The organism is Pedobacter suwonensis (genome assembly GCF_044762335.1).
In the GTDB taxonomy this organism is placed as follows: Bacteria; Bacteroidota; Bacteroidia; order Sphingobacteriales; family Sphingobacteriaceae; genus Pedobacter.
Window position 1 is genome coordinate 92366 of record NZ_JBIWEB010000015.1, and the last position, 20700, is coordinate 113065.

A 20700-nucleotide genomic window follows, 5' to 3' on the forward strand; every position below is an offset into this window, starting at 1 on the left:
GTTGCAAATAAGTTCCAAATTCCAAAATTTCTAAAATTTTATAACGATAGACCTATTCTATCGAGAAAGGACCAGTGGCTCGAAGCAAACACAACTCAAAGAAGTTTTTAAAAGCAGCATAATTTCTACGCAGATAGAAAATCAAACAAACTTTATAAGCGTCTAACCATGAAACAAGCCATTAAACTAATCTTGATTGAATTGAATCAAGATTAGTTTAAAGTATTCAAGCCTTTATCGTCTATTGTATAAAACTAAGAGATAGTTGTTTTCACGCTGTAGAGCTGCCTCATTGTTGGAGATTTTCCCTCATTTAGTAATTTTCCGATTTCGTCATAAACAGAATAAAATTTAGCACCTTTCAATTTTGCTATTTCTCGCTGGCGCTGGAATGCAGACTGCACATTCCCCGATTCTTCAAGACTGCGATTATATATTTTACTAACGAGATCAAAAGCATCCTGCCAGCCTTGGTCAGCTCTAATCTCTATAGTATCAAAGATTTCAGGTTTTGAAGACTGCACATGATGAATGGTTTCGCGCTCAAAATCCAAATACTCCTGGCTGATGTCATTTTTATTTACAATACAGTTAATTATGTGATCCATTTTCCCTCGTTGCGAGCTAGTGATTTCCTCTGATACTATCAGTCCAAGTTTCTTGTAATACTCGGCTGTTCTCGTAAATATCATCACATTCTGCTGCAGTGCACCAAGGTCGGCAAATTTCTGTTTTGATTTTTTTGCAAGCTTTGCTTTTAGTTCATCCTTGCCGATACTGTATTTTTCTAAAATCTTCCCAGCGTTGTTCCCTGACATATACGCTTCAATTTCTTTGCTCGAAGAGATACTGTCCCAGAGTTCCTTACGTTTTGAGTATTCACCATAATCATCACTGGCCGCATATTTTTTGATAAGGTCATTCATAAGCTTCATTAGCTCCTCCATAAAAGTAGCCAGATCATCCTCCAAGCTTTCTTTTAGCCAGAGTTTTCCAAAATCAAATACCTTTCCATTTTTGCTGCCATCTATCCAGTCATAAAGGACTGATATACTATAAGGTACAACAGCAGACCTAATCTGGCCAATAGCATTTTTACCCGCGCCGTATAGGTCTTCCATCCTGCGGAAAAGTATAACTCTGGAGATTAACATCTCATAAAAATTCCTGTCGATTTCTGCTTTGCCCTTACCGTTTTCATCACCAGAGATGGCATCAATAAAATACTTGAATACCTTATCACCACCTTTTTTTACAATATAAGGCTGGTCACCCCAGGCGGTATAATATTTGCCGAGCTGCTCTTTTGAAAAACGGACTTCCTTTGGAAAATCTTTTTCTGCTTTTCCGCCCATACGGACAAGGGTGCTGAATTCCCCTTTGGATTTTTCGAAAAACCATTTCTTTCCACTCGGCATCATAACGCTATCCGATAGCGATTTGATCTTGGTCAGTTGCGGATTTCTTGAACCCAAATCTACCGTTGATACCTTTGTCTGCGAATTAGAGAAACGACTAATTTTTGAAATAAGGTCATCAAGACCTTCTTCGGACACGTTCTTGGCTATGTTTATTTTAGCCATCACTTTTACTTTGTCAACAGAAAACCCGTCTTTTCTGGTAAAGAAAATACTGGCAGTAGTCTGCCCGCCGTTCACAATTTGAAAGTCGGTTAATGAGCTTATATAGGTTTTTCCGTTTTTCTCTGTAGTTGTTTTTCCGGTCGAGGTAATGGTGATACCGTTATTAAAGGCAATGAATTTTTCAGGACTTATCCTGATGGTTTCCCTAATACCTGCATTTACACCCTTGAACTGTAAGAATGATCTAACGTTCTTTTCAAGAAGCCTAGTGCTGTACCTTTTGTATAAATCCGCTAGAATAGTGGCTGGAAGAACGCAAAGGTAAGATTCAAAGTTTTCTTCATCAGCTGCTTTGATGGCCTCGATGCTATATGAAAAGTCTTTCTGGAAATCTATCACCAATGCCTCCCTCGCTCCCCGGGAGATTTCCACAGAGTATAAAAAGTTCAGGTCAATGAGTCTTTTTATAACGAGAATTTTTTTGCTGTGCTTATCTCTGTTTTTGTTGTAGCTGATGCTGATTTCCTCATCGTCGAATTCAAACTTTTTAGGCTGTGGTTCATTTCCCCGCGTTTCTACGGTTGCAGAAGCAGATATCAGGAATATCTCAACGACATCGAACTGGTCAGCGCCTTCAGAAGAAGATAGTTTTGAGGTTAGTGCACCCACGGGACTTGATAGTTGCAGTTCCTCCGAAATATGGCCTTTGATGGCCTTGTTTACAAACTTGGTAGCCCTTTTGAACTGATTTTCATAACTGGATCTGGTCGATACCAGAAGGTCATCAGCCTTTACTGAGAAATCCAGTTTAGTTTCATCCGCGATAAACAGCTGAAGCCTTTCCCCGGATTCATTCACGGCATAACCGTTGACTTTAAGGTTATCCTGGGCGTAAACGTAGTAGCTTTCATTATAATCCTCGCTGTCAATTAGCTTGGCATCATACATCAGCGGAAGTACCTGCGATAAAAAAGTATGCTGGTCAGTGAAACGGTTACTGTCCAGGCTGCCATTAATCAGGTTTTCCCTGTATTTTAATAATTCTTTTATTTCCATGTGAGTGCGTGTTCAGATATTTTATGGGGTTCAAGCTGACTTAACAGAATACTGTAAATTACTTCAGTAATACCGTCCGCCAGGTTTTGTGGGGTTAATTTAGGAAATAGTTCCCTTGAGCAGTCATAAAGGCTAAGCTGCAGGGGGATAAATCTTAAGTGGTCATATTCCGATAATATAGCGCCAAAGATGCCTTTACGCGAAAGAGCAGCAACAAAAATAGACAAGTCGCCTCCCCGGTTATATATAATTTCACGTATGGTAGTTATCAGCTCCGATACCGTTTTCCCGTTTTCGCTATCATTTGCAAGGGAGACTATGCAAAGCCTGAGCGCTTTGTCTGGAACATTTTCTAGCTGGAATTCACTGGAAATCCTGACTTGGGTTTTATGCTGCTCCATAGTTTTTACCTCAGTGCAGTCTGTATCGGTCTCAAAATCATGTCTCGCATCATAAGGTCCTTTCCAGCTCTCCAAAACTTGGTCCGTTAAATATGGCTCAGAAGTTTCAAGATCATTTTTAAGTACAATCATTTCACCAAAAAGGCCTTTCAGGGCTTCATCGCTCAGACTTTGCATGCTTCTACGACTAAAAAAACCGTTCCAGCGGTGGAATGCTCTTATAAATTCTTGGACATATTCATCCGGAGCCGCGATCTGTCCAATTTTGGAGTATAGCGATAGAATTAAATCGTTGAAAAGATCCCGGAAAGGATCGTTTATGAGCTTTAGCACTATATGATGGCTTTCCCTGAAAAAATCAATGGAAAGGTTTTCCTTTACAATCGCCCTGAAGCTTAGTTTATAAGCTTTTGGCACCGAGAGAATAAGATTCCGGAAGCCCTCGCTATCTATGCCCAGGAATAAATCAGGTATGCAGATCGATGATATCCTGATAGAACTCAGTCCAATTTCCGGCACATCGGCGGAAATCTTCAGCCACTGCTGCTCAAGTTGTTCTGCTCTCATCATCTAATCGTTAGGAATAGCCAGATCGGTTTCTTCTACATAGTCCAGATCGTCTTCTTCTTCAAAGCCATAATCCCCGTGCAGGTATTCACCCCCTGGGTCTGGCTCAATCGGAGGGAAGCCAATCGCGGTCCCTACTATAGGGATATTAAGATCTATATTGTGTTTCTCCACAAGTTCAGAGAACTCATCATCTTTCTTATCCCGTTCCTGCAGGAAAGTATACCAGGAGTCAAAAAGGTAGATTATCATAAGCCCCTCATTTGTACTCATTTTTTCCCGGTAAACGCGCTCAGGTATGGTTTTCTTTTCTGCTTCAGACCTTGCTTTTTCTGGGGTCCAGTCCTTGTTTTCCCTTAGCAATGCCACCATGCGCTCTTGCCTGAATTTCTCCACGGCCTCAGCTTTTTCTGTATCACTGAGGAGAATACTTAGGTCAGCACCTGAGGATATGATGTTGGCGGAACGGCCGGAGGCAGTAAATTTAAAACCTTCTAAAAACTGCTGGCGGTAAATATTGGTCGTGCCGTCTTTTGGTTTATTGGGACCCCGTCTTATACTTAGGCCAATCTGCGAATCAATTCCGGTTTCCGCTGCTGTCAAGAATCCTTTTCCGCTATCAGCCTTTGCCTGTCCTGTATTTTTTATGGCAATGGTCCATTTTTCAAGATGTTTTTGCTCATTACAGAGCTGGATGAATTTGGCCATACTCTGGGCATCCTCATCTGAAAAGTGCGTGCAGCCAGTTTCCAGTATCCTAATAATATCCTCGGGTGAGACTACGGCCGTAAGAAAACCTTTTCCGAGGTCTGACCAGTGGAATTTACCAGCGATTTCATTATTAAAAGATGACCAGATTTGAGCTGTTTTCTCTGGCTTAACATCAAATTCTGTGGTCTGTTCAAGCTGATCCTGATAAGACCACTTCACTTCTTTTGTTTTTTTGAGAATTGACGGTCTTGTGATTTTTAAAGTACCAGGATGCTTTCTTACCCTGAGCACAAAGTTTGCTGGTGTTTTGCCTTTGAGCTCCATTTTTTTGAATTCTATCTCCAGCTCCTCAATGGCCCTGGTAGTCGAGTTAAATTTGTCCACAGAATCCTGGGTGATGAAAAGTTTACAGCAGTCCAAGTAGCCTGGGCGGTATCCAAACCAGCGACCCATCTGAAGAAGAGTATCTGAATAATTGGTTGAGCGGATAAAATAATTAATCGTCAGTCCCTCGAGGGTAAAGCCCCTGGAAAGGCGGTTACCTCCAATGGCAATAATTTTCTTTGGCGAAGCATTCGTATATTCCAGTTTATCCCTGGTTTGATTATTTATCGCCCTTACCTCAATTTCATTTATCACATCAGGTATATATTTTTTTATCGCCTCAAAGCTCACTGGCGCCATGAAGCGGTCATCGTAGTTAACCGGCAAATAATTCTGGATGGACTCGGTGATGGCTGCATAATATTTATACCAGAGCTTTTCCAGTTCAGCATACTTGGAATCCGGATCGCTTGGGAGCTCGGAGGTTAAGTCAGACCTCAGCTCCTTTAGATACTTTTCTACTAAAACAAGAGTATTGTTCTGCCATGAGGTAAAGCGAGAGATGTGTATAAGCATGGTATTGTGCGGATTATAAAGCGCAGACTTAATCATGTTTTTTTTCCGGCTCTCGCGTATCGCAGTGGCAAGTATAAAGCAGATGACACTTTCTTTCAGGCTAGGGGGAAGCACCTTGGGAAATGTATCGGATGATTTTGGAGCCCTTGTGCTTTTTCGGTAGGTGTTATAATCCTCGAAATATGAATAACCGTCCCCATCTTCAAATGCTTTTTTGTTTTCGTAAAACTTTACTACTTCCAGTGAGCCATCCTCCAGCTCCATCACCCTTGAAGGAAAAGAGGCGAGGTGGTCAGATACCACTTCCACCAAAGGGATTTTCTCACGCTCATAATCTTCTATAGCCGTCTGGAAAATCTGCTTTGCACCAATATAATTTGATGGGGGATTTAATAGGACAATAAAGTCATCGGGGAAAAGGTAATCTTCCAGTTCAAGAATCTTTTTTTCCAAAACCCCATCATCGTTAGTGATTTTGGTATTGATTATCCATTTTGCCTCACCTGCGGGATTGCGATCCTGTAATACATTGGCAAATGGGGTAGCGGTATAACCCAAGTAAGTTTTCTTATTAAACAGGCTCAGCAGCGCGCGGATATGCCCGTTAATTTTCGAGGCATATTCACGTCCTTTTTTTCCCTCGTTGTTAAGTGAGGCATTATCCGCCTCATCATCAATTATCAAAAAGGGTATATCATGCCGCTTTCGGTCTTCCCCCATATAGTCATGGAGCCAGATGAGCAGGTTTTTTAACACGCTTACATTCTTTTTGCAGACCAGAATATTGGTGTGGTTTAAAGAAAAGTCAGCTTTTACCAGGTTATCGTTGAAATCAGATTTCGAAGAGGTTATTGAGATCACCTGCTCCACGCCACTTTCCCCCAGCTTACCGAATCTGTTAATATTACCAACACCCTTTACCTGGTTTTTTTTGGTTTCAATATTTAGTCCTTCGCCCACAACATCACTTTCTATTCTCAGCTGGGTCTGGCTGCGAAGGTCTTCCATGATACCCGAGAGGATAATGATAAGGCCATAACCTAAATCTATCGAGCGGTTGATTACCGCGTTAAAGTTACCGGTCTTACCAGACTGAACGCTGCCCACCACAAGACCCCTTGTATAAAAAGAGGTGCCCGAGCGCGGGTTTCCCATTTTTTCCACGATAGATAAACTAGAAGCTTCGACTTCTTTTATTACCTTCTCGCTTCTTCCGGCTTTCGAAAGCTGGGTGAGGTAACGGTTAGTATAGTTCCAGACAAAATTTGGCCCTAAGAATTCGGGAGTCAGCCAGGTCTGAAACCCTTTTCTGGTAAGCGCATGGCTGGGTTCTATCACAATTGGATTTACCGACAGGTATTCTTTAATAGCTGTCGCAAAATAATCTTTCAGGGTAAGTTCATCGAGTTCAGCGAAGCCCATGAGTTTGAAAACAGTGACAGCACTATCCCTGATTTTTTCAGGAAGACCTTCAAAAAAGGCGGCATCCAGTTTTGCACCAGATGCATGTTCCTTTGCCTTGCTGGCGATGAGGTTTTTGATGACCTCAATGTAATGGTTATGGTTCATTTATTTTAAGAGATTAATTATAGATTCTGGCAGGGAGCTTAAGGTAAAACCCAGAGATGGCAGGATATCCTCCTTAATGGTTTCACTGGACAGTCCGCTATCCTTAAATGCCTTTAGGCAGGCTTCAAGGTCTGCATAATCCAGACCATCGGCTTCTGTCACCCCCGTATATTCTTTTTCCTGATGGGCATGTTTCATGCTGTTCAGGGTCGTTTCAATCATTCTTGAGATTAGCCTGAAAAGCGTTGCCTGCTCTTTATTCATCGTCTCGCTTAGTCTAATGATAAGGGTAAAGGCGGGATTTAATTTCAGTACAGCGCCTTTATTTGTCGATATTCTTTCAAAGAGCTGCACAGTATTTTGCTTTTTTGTCCCCGCAAATTTTTTAAGCCCGCGGTTATAGTATTCCCTTTCAGCCTCTGTTCTGAGTTCTTCAATATATTGTTCAAAAGCATTCTTCAGATCATGGGGAATGACGATATGAGATTTAGCTACATTTAGATGCAAAAGGTGGTCCACGCTATTGCCGACATCAACCCTGAGTCTCGCAAGCTGCAGTCTTGGTCCTTTTTTAATCAGCCCATTCCAGCCGCCAAAAAGAATTATCCGGTCAGCGCGGTAAATGTAAATACCCTCCATATCCATTAGACCCCTGTTCTTAGTTGTCCAAATCGATTGCTGCTGGCGGCTTTCGCTAATACTGCGGGAGGGCAGTATAAAGCCTTCCATGCGAATAAGGTCGGTACTGAACTGCCTTTGGCGGAATTCCATTGGCCTGAAATCCGGCTCCCGGGTGGGGAAGGGGTTGAAGGGATGGATTTGGCTGTTATTGATTCTAATCTGCAGCGGATTGTCCTTTCGCTCCATAAACCTATGGAAAACAAGGGATAAATAGTCCGAGGTTACTTCAGTGATCTCCTTTTTTAGTGCAGTCTGCCGGTTTTCAGTCTCTAGGTAATTTTCAAACTTATAGAGTCCCCTCCAAACAATTATGGTATTGGCCTGAAAATCTTCATGGGGATTCAGGTGGCCTTCACTCAGCCGCTGATAATCTTCAAGCATAGCCTCAATTTCTTCAGCGGTATTGATTTTGAGCTGCCATTTCCCGGTATCGCGGAGATGCCCGACATCCCAGGTTCTGGCAGAATAGCCCAAGGTTCCTTTTTCACGGCTGATTACCGTAAAGCACCTGCTTTGGGAAAAGGATGCGGTTTTCATACCAAGCCCAAAGCGCCCTAAGTCAATTTCCGCCCTGGTTGAATCCGGGGAATTGCTCGGAAAGCGCATATTGGTACGAAGACAGTCCTCATCCATGCCGAGGCCATTATCCGCCAGATATAGCGTAAAGGGTTCTTTGTCCATTCTGATGAGCACTTCAATCTTATCGGCAGTGGCGGAGATGGAATTGTCCATCAAATCAGCTAGGGCAGTTTCAAGACTGTAGCCCTGTTCAGCTATGGATTTAATCAGGTGTTCGGGATGTGGGCTTACTTCTTCGTAATGTTCTTCGTATTGTTTTTGGTTTTGGTTGTCCTGCATTAGTTTGAGTGCGTTAATGTTGGTGATTATAGTTCAGCGAGCTGTAGTAAACCCGCCTGCCGGAAAATTTCGCCCACACTACCGGCAATCTGGTAGGCGAGTAGTGGAGGTACGGCATTGCCCACCTGATGAAACTGCGAGGTTCTTGGGCCACAGAAAAAGTAATTATCAGGAAAGGTCTGTATCCTTGCCGCCTCCCTTACGCTCAGGCTCCTGCACTGGCTGGGGTCGGGATGTATATAATAGTGTCCGTCTTTAGAGATGTGGCTAGTAATGGTTTTGCTTGCTTTGCCTTCAAGCTGCACACGGAAGCGGTCGGCAAATTTCTTGTCGTCTATACCTTCTTTCACGTTATTGTGCGCAGGAAGTAAGCTTTCTGGGAAATCCGAAAGCTTTGGCGAATGCGCTTTAACCTTACCGAAACTGGATACAAATAAATAACGGTGGATATCGCTGTCCATATGGGAGCGCGATGCGTGGTTTACCACCCCGGCCAGCCGCCTGTCCAGATACCAGCCGCCCTTATAATCTATTTCCTGATGTTCAGTACTTAAATAATCCTTGCCTTTACCGAAAGGGGTATCTTCCAGTTTTTTTAAAGTTTCGGACATGCTAAGGGCAACGGGATTCGTTCCGGCTATTGCTAGTTCTCCCAAAAGTGCCTTCCAAGCCTCATAACTATCCGCCCTTTTCGATAATCCGCTTCTCAGTCTTGGAAGTTTGCCAATTACAGATTTTATTGGCACCTCCTCCTGCTCCTGCAATACTGCAGGCTGGATGTCAATGTCATTTCTCACCCCTAATAAGATAACGCGGTGGCGGGTCTGCGGTATGCCGTATTTCTCAGCCTGTATTACAAACTTCCCTGGCTTATATACCGGTCTTCCATTTTCATCGAAGCGTTCTGGCGCGGCTACAAGAGAATATATACGGTAGCCCGGACATATGACATCCCCATCTGCAGCAGGATAATAACCCTGAGGATTAGAGAGATCCTGCAGAATGCGCGAAAATATTTTATCCTGCGAAGTTTCTGCAGAAAGAATCCCTTTAACATTCTCCATCACGAATACAGCGGGGCTGTGTTTGGCGAGAATACGCAGATATTGCTTATATAAACCGACACGTTTATCAGTATCCTCATTAAGGATTTTTTCTTTCCTTCTTGAGCGTCCAACTATCGAATAGGCCTGGCACGGAGGTCCCCCAATCAGTAGCCAGTCAGTCCTTCCCCTAAGAACAGTCCTGATTTTATCGTCCACCTGCTCATCAGATACAGCATTTGCGTCCTTTTCATCTGGATCACCCAGCGTCCCACACCAGGCCTCGGCATGCGCATGCGCCGCCTGCTCCGGCCAGCGCCTGTAGAGTTCCTTAACATCAATATTCCCTTTTACCAGTTCATAATAATCTTCCGGGATTTCGTCAGCGCCGAATTGCCTGTAAAAGCTTCTGAGCGTTAGCGTCAGGTGCGCCAGCGGATCTTTTTCTATGGAGAGGGCTATTTTGAAAATATTTTCACCTTCATCGTTTTTTAACGCTGAAAAACCTTCCCCTAAACCTCCCGGACCCGCAAAAATATCTATAATAGGGATTGCCATATGAGCGTTAATCTGTCAAAATGTTTAATAATTAATATGCCGGCCGATAGTCATTGTTCTGCTCGCAGATAAAAAATTTACTGTATTCTTAAGTATCCAGCCGTTTTCAAATATAACATTAGACCTGGATTTCTGCCAGCAATACTCGAAATTTCTTATTCAATAACGTTTTTTTACCGTAAGTTGTTGTTATAGCTGTCTTTAGCGAAACTATAAGCTATAATAAGTGTTTTCCTTTTATGGATGTTCAAAAAAAATCCTTTCTGAGAGCTTCAGGCAGTAAAAAAACTATCGTGACTTCGCCTTCAAGAAGTTACAATATGTCCCGCATCAGGTCAAAAAACACCAAAGTCGAAATGCTTTTGAGAAGCGCCTTATGGGCGAAAAACATCCGCTTTAGGATACATCCAGATAAGGTTATGGGCAGTCCTGATATTTTTATCGCTAAATACAGACTCGTTATATTTATTGACGGCGACTTTTGGCACGGATACAATTGGGCAGCAACCAGAGAACGCCTAAAGAGTAACAAAGAATTCTGGATAGCGAAAATAGAGCGTAATATGCAACGGGATGAACAGGTCAATTTATATTTTGCTGAAAAAGGATTCACTGTAATGCGTTTTTGGGAGCATCAGATAAAAACACGGCTTAAAGAATGCGTGAATCAGGTTATGCTCTACATAGAATCAAGTAAAATTGGAGTAATTCCAAATAAAGAATGAGCATATTTTGCTTCATTTCTCCTTTGAATAAATTAGCTTCATAGAGTTCATAAATCTCATAAGTTTTGATTATCTGAAATTCCTGCCTTCGTGAAATGCTTTTTTCGTCGCATCTTCGCGAACCTGTGTACTTTTATTCTGTGATGGATACTGCTCTACTTTCTCACCTCTGTGAGCTAAGGTCAACAATGGCAGCTGATCAACTTCGCGTTGTACCAACTTGCCCAGCATCTTTGTGAAATCAAAACATTTGCTCACAATTACGTGCACAACTTGTCCTTCGCGTTGTAACCGCCCTTCGACCATGAGCAGCCGCGAATGTAAAATTTCTTTCCTATAAGTTTCAAAAAGCTTTTCAAAAACAACTAGGTTAGAGTATCCGCTTTCATCTTCGATAGTGATAAAGCAAACGCCTCCCGCTGTTCCAGGGCGCTGGCGCACCAGTACCAGTCCGGCTACTTTCACCAGCTGACCATCTGTCGAATCATTGTTAATGTGATGGCAAGTTCTGATGTTGAGCATGTCGAGCTGCGATCGCACAAAACTCACCGGATGTGCTTTTAGGGAAAGTCCCGTAGTGGCATAATCCTGAACGACATGTTCTCCCTTGCCCATTAGCGGAAGTTCAACCTGCGTTTCCAATACGCTTTCAGACGGTTGCCCTTTGAATAGTTCCTCCGGCATATCTTTTATGGCAGAAACTTCCCAAAGTGCTTTTCGCCTGTCCATTCCCATCGAACGAAATGCATCTGCATCTGCCAACCGCTCCAGGGTGGCAATCGATACTCCTGAATCCCTGATTGCAGTAATACTTAGATAACCAGTTCCCCGACCATTGACCAAAATATCCACGTCATCTAATCTAATGCCATTGATCTGCCTGAACCCTAACCGAAGCGCAAAATACTTCCCTGATTTTTCTTCGAGTTTGTTGTCCCAAAAGGAATGGTTGACGTCAACTTCGCGAACTTGAACGTTATGCTTCTGCGCATCAATAACGATTTGTGCCGGTTGATAAAAGCCCATCGGCATACTATTTAGCAATGCAGCTGCGAAAACGTCCGGATAATAATGTTTAAGCCAACAGGATACATAGACTAGCAGGGCAAAACTGGCAGCATGGCTTTCGGGAAATCCATAACTCCCAAACCCTTCCAGCTGCCTGAATATCCTTTTTGCAAATTCCTCTGTATATCCCTTGTTCATCATTCCGTCGATGAGTTTTTGCTCATACTGATTTACCATTCCTTTAAACTTGAATGTTGCCATGCTGCGACGCAGGCCGTCGGCTTCAGCAGGGGTAAAGCCCGCCGCTACTATAGCAATTTTCATTGCCTGTTCCTGAAACAGCGGAACGCCTAACGTGCGGCCAAGAATTTTTTCCAGTTCCGGCGAAGGGTAAACTACAGGTTCTTCGCCGCTGCGTCTGCGTAAATAAGGATGGACCATGTCTCCCTGGATAGGTCCCGGGCGCACGATTGCGACCTCTATCACCAGATCATAAAATTCCCTTGGCTTCAATCTTGGGAGCATGGACATCTGTGCCCGGCTTTCGATCTGGAATACGCCTAGGGTGTCGGCCAGGCAGATCATATCATAAACCTCCGGGTCATCCTGTGGTATATTAGCCAGGGTGTACTGCTTCCCATAATGATCTCTGCATAGATCAAAAGCCTTTCGGATACAGGTCAGCATCCCAAGTGCAAGCACGTCAACTTTTAAAAAACCGAGCGCGTCAATATCATCCTTGTTCCATTCGATATTTGTTCTGTCCGCCATCCTTGCATTTAGAATAGGGCACAGGTCTGTAAGTTTACCCTGCGTAACTACAAATCCCCCGGTGTGCTGACCAAGCTGGCGGGGAAAGCCCATCATCTGGGCGGTAAGTTCGAGCGTCTTCTTTAAATGCGGATCATCGGGGTTTAATCCCTGCTCAGTCACCCGTTTTCCCTCGAACCATTCATCGGTAAATTCCCAGATAGAGGTTGACAGGCGATTGATCGTATCGACAGATAGCCCCATAGCCTTTCCTACATCCCGGATGGCTCCTTTCTGGTGTTGCTGGGTGACCGTCGCGACTATAGCTGCACGGTCACGTCCATACTTGGTATAGATATACTGGATGATTTCCTCTCGTCTTTCATGTTCGAAGTCTACATCAATATCCGGCGGTTCGTTTCGTGCCGGTGAGATGAAACGCTCAAATAGCAAATCAAACTTCATCGGATTGACAGAGGTAATACCAAGCACGAAGCAGATTGCAGAATTAGCTGCCGAGCCCCGTCCCTGGCAGAGAATCCCACGGGATCTGGCCTCACGAACAATATCCTCAACAAAAAGGAAATAATTGGCATAATCCATCTGCCTCACAAAAGCCATCTCATGATGGATCATGTTGACAACCTTTTCGGGTATCTCTTCGCCATAAAATTCATGAGCACCTTTCCAGGTTAAAAATTCGAGCTCCTCCATTGGACTGCGTCCACTTGGATTGATTTCTTCGGGGTATACGTATTTCAGCTCGTCCAAGGAAAAATTACAGGCTTCGGAAATGACCATCGAATTGTGGATTGCGCTTGGATATTTTCTGAAAAGTCTGTCCATCTCTGCCACCTCTTTCATGTACCGCTCAGCATTTTGATGCAATCGGAATCCTGCTTCCTGAATGGTACATTTCTCCCTAACACAGGTCAGTACATCCTGAAGTTCTCTTCGTGAAGGATTGTGATAGTGGATGTCGCCTGTTGCGACTACCGGTATTTCGTAAAATTTGGAAAGCTGTGAAGTTCTAAATATCAGCTTATCATCGTTTCCCAGATAAGATCTTGTCGCCGCAAGGTAAAGCTGACCACCTAAAGCTTCGCGATATTCTGCAACTGAGGCGATAAAGCTAGCCTCATATTCAAAGCGGCGGTTCAAAGCGCCCGGCATTACAAGGGCAAAGATGGTCCCTTTGCTGTGGGCGTAAACATCCGCACGTGAGATATGGCAGCTGCCCTTTTCCGCACGCATATTGCCCAATGTCAATAGTGCGGACAACCTGCCATAAGCTTCCCTGTCCGTCGGATAGGCGAGCAGGCTCGGTCCATCCAGCAGATCCAGCCTGCAGGCGGGAATTAGTTTTATGTTTTTCTCACGGCAGGCAGCATGCGCACGTACAATTCCGGCAAGTGTATTCCTGTCGGTTATGGCTATTTTTTTATAACCGAAGATTTCGGCCTGTTCAACCAGTTCGTGCGCATGCGAAGCGCCGCGCAAAAAACTGAAGTTTGAGGTAATCTGTAATTCACTATAAGCCATAACCCATCTCCTTTAAGCAAAAAATCCATGAATAAACCACTTGTGTTGTTGTTCCCCACCATAGTGTCCGGAACGGAAAAGCCAGTAGCGGCATCCTTCTTCATCTTCCACCTGATAATAATCCCTATGCTCTCCCTTATCCATCCACCATTCGCGCTCAATCCGCTCGGGACCGTCTGCCTTTGAAATCAGGTGGCGGACGCCTTTATAAATAAAAAACTTTGGCGGATGATCCGGAATAAGCGCCATTACCTCAATAGGGGCGGGAACCTTAAGCATTTCGGTCGGACGGGGCTTATCCGTTCGCCATGGAGTTGAGGCCTTTTCTGTTACCAAAGCTGCCTTTGATATTGCACGTTCCGGCCAGTATCTGGTTGCAGGCAAAAAACGATGGATTGCTTGCGCACCAACCTTTCCGGCAACACGGTCCAGAAACCTGATCACACTATTATCATTCAGGCCGGGCTTGGATGACCACATTTCTTCCTGGGGCAAATCGACATCCTCCACCTTTGGCGCATCAAGAACAAATAGTTCAATTCCCAGGGCTGGTCGGATCTGATCGATCTTTAACTGAAAAAGTTTGAATAGATGACTCACACTATGCGAAGCGCCACTGGTTCCGATGGAAACCTGCACAATTTTTCCATCGATCCGGTATCCTGTTAATATTCCCGTTCGCAATCCCTTACCTTCAGATTGCATCCTGTTACACAGATTTTCAAGCATCTTTTGAATCGCTATCTCAATTGCAGTTTTGGTTTTGATCGGTTCCATGCAGGCTAGCCTTTCGCTAAATGCTACGGGAACCTTTAACGGAATAAGCGCTTCTGCTTCAGTTCCAATAGCCTGAGCCAGCCGCAATAAAAAATCTTCCCCGAATCGCCTGCGGAGTACCGATCTGGGCATCCCTATAAAGCTTTTTATCTGATAGAACCCTAATTTGCGAAGTTTCGCAAGAATTGTATCTTCCAGTCTTAACGCCTCAGGAGACAGACTGAGTAGAGCATCTACATGTGCGCCGGAAGGAATCAATGGCGTAACTTTACCAAACCGGGACACGGCCCAAGCAGCGCCGGGTGTATCGGCAATCGCTAAGCGTACGGTATATCCCTTACTTTTAAGCCTGTTTACAATTTCTTTCAGGTATTCCCGCTCTCCACCCCAAAGATGCGGACAGCCTGAAACGTCAAGTAACAGTCCGTCCATTCCGAATTCGTCAATGGATACAGAGGGCGAATAGCGCACACACCATTCGCCTAGTCCCCTTAGCAGGTTTTTCGGGCGGCCTGGCTTGTCGTCCAGAACCTCGAGCCCGGGACATATGGCCTTCGCATCCGCTGCACGCATGCCGACCCCAACTCCAAAGCTAAATGCCAATGGATTTACTGCGGTTATCATCATCCGCCCATGGTCGGGCGCAGCGAAAACAAAAGGCACCTCGGCTAGTTCAGGGCGGCGGATAAGCTGCCAGTCAGCCAGTAATTGGCGGAACCATATCGAAACAAAACGCCTTTGCATAATAGCTATCCAATTTGTCTGCCCTCCAGATCAGACCAAATCGGTTGATTACCGGTTTTCTTAATTTCCTCAAATTTTTCGCCTGCCCATTCCAGTATAAAGCTTCCCGGATTTCCATTACGGACTTTTAGCAGCTCAACCTGCCAGCGCGGGAATCCGATCCCGGGCAAGCCGTCCTGTGTAACTGAAGGAAGCGGGCTGACTTTCCATCTTGCTGTTGCCACGGTGCTCGCCTTTTTATTTCCGTCCTTGCGCAGGATAAATCCCGTAACACCACTGGTCTCAACTGCCAGCTGCAGCCTGCGGGATTCTATAAGACTCACATTGTTCAGTTCTGCCACAACCGCCGCAAGCCCCTCACATTTGATGGCCTCCTCTGTAATCCATAGCACATCCTTTTCGCTCTGGACATCCATAAAAATAATGCGCTCAGGCTCTACGTTAAATAAGCTCAAAGAAGCGGGGAAGAGATTCCGGGTCGTGCTTACCCACACACAGGCCGCACCATTTTCCATAAGGACGGAAAGTAGCCCGGCGATAAAGCCGTCACTGGCCGCCGAATGCTCCGGCTGAATTGTGATAAACTCATGAATTGCCTTTTTGGGAAAAACACCACCGGGAAATGAATTTTCAATCTCTCCCAGTCCGATGCGTTCGGCATTGCCTGTGCAATGGGGTTTAAACCCCTGCCATAACAGGATGTCCTGTTGCAATTTCTGAAGTAATTCTTTTTTGGCATTCATGTCTTACTGAATTAAATACTATTATATTTAGTATTATGAAATTATACAACAAACATAAAGCTAAAAATGTTAGTAAAAAATGATTTGTGGAAAACATTCCCGTTTTGGTGGAAAGTTTGCGTTGTCAACTGTGGTTACCCTCTTCGATAAAATAGGTGTCAAACATTATTTATGGATAATGATTCTTAATCGATTTTACTCCCATCTTCCTGATTTTCAAAACCTATCTGCCCAAATAACTGTTGTTACAAAATGGACAGAAAAGAAGTAACGAGCCTAATTAGTGAGGTAGAAAAAAGTGTCATTAGCTGGGCAAGAGCATATCGCAGTGAACTGATCATTGGCGGTATTCTCGGATTTTCCCTTACTGCAGCTTATCTAATTTTCTCAAAAAAACATTTTAAGTTGACTAAGCAGTTAAAACCATTGGAAACCGGACTTAATATGGAAAGATATATTTTTGAAATCCCAACCGACAGCGGGATAAAAGAGGCTGTCGTAGAAACCTCTGGAGAATGCTATGGGGTGAGTTTGGATGGTAAATACCTTGGAAGCATGTGGCGTGATGAAAATCTTGGTCTTCAATGGGACACACTCGATGAGGAACTAGCGCCTCACGTCTGGGATATTGCATCCAAGCTTTCAGAGGCTTTTTCCAGACAGGGATATCCCTCACTGTTGAAGGGTGCTTATCCCGAAATTGAGTCTACCCAGTGGAAGAGTAGTGAAACCCTCGAGGTGGTTATTTCAAAGGAAACAGATATGGAAGTCTTCACTACGTTCTTAAAAGATGAGGTCTTAAACCTCGTTGATTTCGAGGAGCACCTTGACCTGATGGTCAAGAAAGCAGATGATCCGTATTTTGTAATGATAGGCATCAACTAACTATTTCCTATTTGGTTCAAGATTTTGTATTTTTAAGATGATGAAAATAGAAGAGGCTTTTGAGATTGTTCTGCCCGATATTAAGATGATCGTTACCTCGCACCTGATCGGAGGCAGTGAAATATATAGGATCGAGTTCTCGGATGGAAGACCACCACTAAATGTAACCGAAGCAAATGGTTACAGGCCATTCTGGACATCTGTTCCGCAGGGGAGACAGATAGAGGCCGAATTTTTTGGTAAAAAGATTGCTGAACATTTGAAAAATAAATAATTATGTGTTATTACAATGGTCAACGCGTTTCAAGGGCAGAGTTTATATCACTCCTTCAACTTGAAAAGGCAGTAAAAAATTATCAGTTTCTCGACAGGGCTGTTCATAACGGTTTTGCCTATTCACCCGTGGCGGTATTAAAAAGAGATGCAGAGCAGACAAACTTTGATATCGTGCAGATGGAATGGGGTTTTTTGCCTCCTTACCTCAAAAACCGCGAGGCTGCAAAGAATTTTCGCAATGGGTATAAAGATGCTGCTGGTAAATGGCATATCGGATATACAACACTCAATGCAAAAGCTGAAAATCTTTTTTCAAATGAAAAAGGTGGTCCTTCGATTTATGCAAAGGCAGCCCGCGAGCGCAGATGCCTCGTACTTTCAACGGGATTTTATGAGTGGCGCCATGTATTTCCGAAGAGCAAAAAAACAGGAGAGCCTTTGAAAACTGCCGTTAAGTATCCTTACTATATTTCTGTTAAGGACGAGGAATACTTCTACATGGCGGCAATTTATCAGGAGTGGACCGATCAGGAAACAGGGGAAATAGTTGAGACGGTCGCTGTCACTACCGCGCCGGCCAATCCGCTTATGGAACAGGTCCATAATTCCAAAAAACGTATGCCTACCATTTTAAATGATGAGCTGGCCTATGAATGGATGTTCGGGGATCTGAGCGATGAGCGGATTACCGAGATTGCATCCAGTCAGTTTCCTGCCAAGCAGATGGATGCCTGCACGATTGCGAAAGAGTTCTTGTCGACACTTGAGCCATCAACGCCCTTTATTTATGAGGACCTGCCCGCCATCGAGTACTCGATTTAACACGGATGGATGCTTCCATAAAGCGCATTAAAGGACTGATCGCTTAGCATTTAAAACCATTTTCAGTTGAGATGGGTTATATCATAAAAATTAATATTATGAGCGATAACAAACATAAACAGGACGGTAGAGAAGATTCAAATGTTGATCTGAACGATGCAAGCGAAGTTGCTTATGCAGCAAAACAGGCTGGAGTAACTTCTGCCCGATATAAGGAACTGGCTAAAGCGTCGGGAAGTTCTTCCAGGGCGAAGATTGCCGAATATATAAAAACTCATGCCAAGGCGTAAGTCGGTAGATGTCTCCCTTGATGGGCTTTCCGGAAAACTTGGCGCAGAAATCTTTAGTGAATCTCCGGGTTTTGTCTGTTTGCTCCCTCAGGATGTTCATGAATCAGTACTTGGAAGAGGCAGCTCTGTGTCCGAAGGCATCAATAACTGGGATGAAAAACTCAAGGCCCATCTTCGCAACAGTACCTTTGGGGATCCTGTAGTGGATCATGTCCAAAAAATTCTAAGCAGTACCACGCCTGATCATGTTCAGTCCTTTTATGATCAGTTTTACCCGGTTAGGAAAAAACAGTAATCTAAATATCGTGATGGATAAGCAGCAAAACAGTCAGGCAAAGTTTGGAAATGAAGCGGACAACGACAGCACTTCAGAGAAATTCGTAAGTCCCGATGATCGCCTGGACAGACATGAGACTGAAAGCGATCTTGATTCCCTGGAGCCGCAGGAGTTCGGGACAAATGAAGGCGAGCTAAATGTGGACGATCTTGGTGAGCTCCGCTACTGGGCTGAACAGTTTCAGATCAGTACGGATGAACTAAAATCCGCGGCAATTCTGCGGGGAAATTCCATACACGAAATTAAAAAATATCTATCCGCATAATTCCATGGCAGAACTACCTGATTTAACCGTATTCGCTCAGATATTGACCAGAAGATTTAAAGGGCAGACTTTGGAGACGCTCGAAATTACGGTATCCAAAAAAATTAATGTCTCCGCCAAGGAAATGAAAAAAGCTTTGGAAGGTAGAGAACTTTTGGATGTCCGGCGTTCCGGAAAAACGCTTCAGCTTATTTTTTCGGGTTCACAGGTTCTCGGTCTTCACTTAATGCTCAGAGGAGAACTTATCTCTATTGATCAGGATGAGCCGCCACGCTTCCAGATTTTAGGGTTTCATTTTGAAGGGGGCGATGCATTTGCATTGATCGATCTTCAAAAGCAGGCAACGCCCACTTTGAATCCTGAACCTATCGAAGTCCCTGATGCGCTTGAAATGGAAGAGGAATATTTTTTTGATTTACTGGCTAAAAAGAGAACATCGATAAAAACTTTGCTCATGGATCAGCATCTGATTCGCGGGATAGGCAATTCCTATTCGGATGAGATACTTTATCATGCCGGAGTTTCTCCGTTTTCAATCGCCAAGGCCATTCCGGATAAAGCGGCAAAGCGATTGTACAAAAGCATAAAATCTGTCTTGAGCGGGGCAATATCAAAAATCGCAGAAGCAAATGGTGATGAGCTAAAAGGTGAGCTGCGTGATTTTATGTCTGTACATGGTGCAGAATTAAAAAAGACATCAAAGGGCGAGGAGATTTTGTCTGAAAAAATCGGTGGGCGAAAAGCTTACTTTACCAAATCGCAGGAACTTTTTGAATGATTCTGAGCACTTACAACATTAATGGTGTCAACGGCAGGATCGAAATTTTGCTAAAATGGTTGAAGGAGCGTTCGCCCGACATTGTCTGCCTGCAGGAAATAAAATGTCAGGACAAGGATTTTCCGGCCAAAAAGTTGATGGATGCAGGATATCACTCCATATGGCAGGGGCAGAAAAGCTGGAACGGTGTTGCAATCTTATCTAAGACGGAAATCAAAGAAACGAAACGCGGACTTCCTGGCGATCCTGCCGACGACCATAGCAGATACATCGAAGCATTTATAAGTGGACTCGTTATAGGTTGTATTTATCTTCCAAACGGAAATCCGGCACCAGGTCCAAAATTTGAATATAAACTAAAATGGTTCAAAAGGCTGACTGCCCATTCGAAAAAACTGCTTTCGTTTGGCATCCCAACAATTTTGATCGGTGACTATAATGTTATACCGACTGACCTTGACCTTTATAACCCCGATAGATTTAGGGATAATGCGCTTTTCTTTCCCGAATCGAAAAAAGCATATAAGAAGCTTTTGGCTCTGGGCTGGACCGATGCAATAAGAGCCCTGTATCCTGATGAAATTATATATACCTTTTATGATTATCTTCGGAATGCATTTGGAAGGAATGCCGGTTTAAGATTGGACCATTTCCTGCTGTCTCCGGATTTGTCAGACAAGCTGATTGACGGTGGAGTCGACAAACATGTGAGGGGCTGGCAGGGAGCCAGTGACCATTGCTGGATATTCCGAGAAAAGTTTACCAGTATTTCCGCTTTGAAACCTTACCAGGTTTTCCGACGCAAAGGTTACCAGCGACAGCTGGTTTATT

17 protein-coding genes are annotated in these 20700 nt (G+C 43.9%); 9 read left to right on the forward strand and 8 right to left on the reverse strand.

Annotated elements, in window-relative coordinates; translation table 11 throughout:
* Window positions 1-254: 254 nt before the first annotated feature.
* Genes ACIQXP_RS19680 through ACIQXP_RS19700 form a run of 5 tightly spaced genes read right to left on the reverse strand, consistent with a single transcriptional unit; the run spans window position 255 to window position 9927 of the window.
* Window positions 255-2639 (reverse strand): AIPR family protein, encoded by a 2385-nt coding sequence (locus ACIQXP_RS19680; RefSeq protein ID WP_387507053.1) that lies wholly within the window; start codon window positions 2637-2639, stop codon window positions 255-257.
* The gene (locus tag ACIQXP_RS19685; protein ID WP_387507056.1) at window positions 2630-3610 is read right to left on the reverse strand and encodes a PD-(D/E)XK motif protein; all 981 of its coding nucleotides are present in this window, start codon (window positions 3608-3610) and stop codon (window positions 2630-2632) included. The genes ACIQXP_RS19680 and ACIQXP_RS19685 overlap by 10 nt, the downstream gene beginning before the upstream one ends.
* A complete protein-coding gene (locus tag ACIQXP_RS19690) occupies window positions 3611-6787 on the reverse strand; it encodes a Z1 domain-containing protein (RefSeq protein WP_387507059.1) in 3177 nt (1058 codons plus the stop codon).
* Window positions 6788-8326, reverse strand: a complete 1539-nt coding sequence (locus tag ACIQXP_RS19695; protein WP_387507061.1) for an ATP-binding protein — start codon at window positions 8324-8326, stop codon at window positions 6788-6790. It lies immediately after the preceding gene.
* Window positions 8327-8352: 26 nt separating this feature from the next.
* A complete protein-coding gene (locus ACIQXP_RS19700) occupies window positions 8353-9927 on the reverse strand; it encodes a DNA cytosine methyltransferase (protein WP_387507064.1) in 1575 nt (524 codons plus the stop codon).
* A gap of 239 nt (window positions 9928-10166) precedes the next feature.
* Here ACIQXP_RS19700 and ACIQXP_RS19705 point away from each other — a divergent pair, with 239 nt between their 5' ends.
* Window positions 10167-10652 carry a very short patch repair endonuclease gene (locus ACIQXP_RS19705; RefSeq protein ID WP_387507066.1) on the forward strand — a complete coding sequence of 162 codons (486 nt, stop codon included), beginning with the start codon at window positions 10167-10169 and terminating at the stop codon, window positions 10650-10652.
* A 69-nt stretch (window positions 10653-10721) separates the two neighbouring features.
* Here ACIQXP_RS19705 and ACIQXP_RS19710 read toward each other — a convergent pair whose 3' ends face one another.
* The 3 genes from ACIQXP_RS19710 to ACIQXP_RS19720 are packed head-to-tail and all read right to left on the reverse strand — an operon-like array spanning window position 10722 to window position 16216.
* Window positions 10722-13952, reverse strand: a complete 3231-nt coding sequence (locus ACIQXP_RS19710) for an error-prone DNA polymerase (RefSeq protein ID WP_387507069.1) — start codon at window positions 13950-13952, stop codon at window positions 10722-10724.
* Window positions 13953-13964: 12 nt separating this feature from the next.
* Window positions 13965-15473, reverse strand: coding sequence for a Y-family DNA polymerase (locus ACIQXP_RS19715; protein ID WP_387507072.1), 1509 nt, complete (start codon window positions 15471-15473; stop codon window positions 13965-13967).
* A gap of 5 nt (window positions 15474-15478) precedes the next feature.
* Window positions 15479-16216, reverse strand: a complete 738-nt coding sequence (locus tag ACIQXP_RS19720) for an ImuA family protein (RefSeq protein ID WP_056095144.1) — start codon at window positions 16214-16216, stop codon at window positions 15479-15481.
* 252 nt (window positions 16217-16468) lie between these two features.
* On the opposite strand from ACIQXP_RS19720, the gene ACIQXP_RS19725 reads away from it, so the two are divergent.
* The 8 genes from ACIQXP_RS19725 to xth all read left to right on the forward strand — a co-directional run.
* Window positions 16469-17101: a hypothetical protein gene (locus tag ACIQXP_RS19725; protein ID WP_387507075.1), complete on the forward strand. Its 633-nt coding sequence runs from the start codon at window positions 16469-16471 to the stop codon at window positions 17099-17101.
* A 37-nt stretch (window positions 17102-17138) separates the two neighbouring features.
* Window positions 17139-17375 (forward strand): hypothetical protein, encoded by a 237-nt coding sequence (locus tag ACIQXP_RS19730; RefSeq protein ID WP_147273668.1) that lies wholly within the window; start codon window positions 17139-17141, stop codon window positions 17373-17375.
* Window positions 17376-17377: 2 nt separating this feature from the next.
* Window positions 17378-18199: an SOS response-associated peptidase gene (locus tag ACIQXP_RS19735; protein ID WP_387507078.1), complete on the forward strand. Its 822-nt coding sequence runs from the start codon at window positions 17378-17380 to the stop codon at window positions 18197-18199.
* 98 nt (window positions 18200-18297) lie between these two features.
* A complete protein-coding gene (locus ACIQXP_RS19740; protein ID WP_387507081.1) occupies window positions 18298-18489 on the forward strand; it encodes a DUF3606 domain-containing protein in 192 nt (63 codons plus the stop codon).
* The gene (locus tag ACIQXP_RS19745; RefSeq protein ID WP_387507084.1) at window positions 18476-18784 is read left to right on the forward strand and encodes a hypothetical protein; all 309 of its coding nucleotides are present in this window, start codon (window positions 18476-18478) and stop codon (window positions 18782-18784) included. Before ACIQXP_RS19740 ends, ACIQXP_RS19745 begins: the two co-directional genes overlap by 14 nt.
* On the forward strand, window positions 18735-19091 hold the full coding sequence (locus ACIQXP_RS19750) for a DUF3606 domain-containing protein (RefSeq protein ID WP_387507087.1): 357 nt from the start codon (window positions 18735-18737) through the stop codon (window positions 19089-19091). Before ACIQXP_RS19745 ends, ACIQXP_RS19750 begins: the two co-directional genes overlap by 50 nt.
* Before the next feature lie 4 nt (window positions 19092-19095).
* On the forward strand, window positions 19096-19869 hold the full coding sequence (locus tag ACIQXP_RS19755; protein WP_387507089.1) for a DNA-formamidopyrimidine glycosylase family protein: 774 nt from the start codon (window positions 19096-19098) through the stop codon (window positions 19867-19869).
* A partial coding sequence (xth, locus tag ACIQXP_RS19760; RefSeq protein ID WP_387507092.1) for an exodeoxyribonuclease III occupies window positions 19866-20700 on the forward strand: 835 nt, incomplete at its 3' end. The genes ACIQXP_RS19755 and xth, both read left to right, overlap by 4 nt.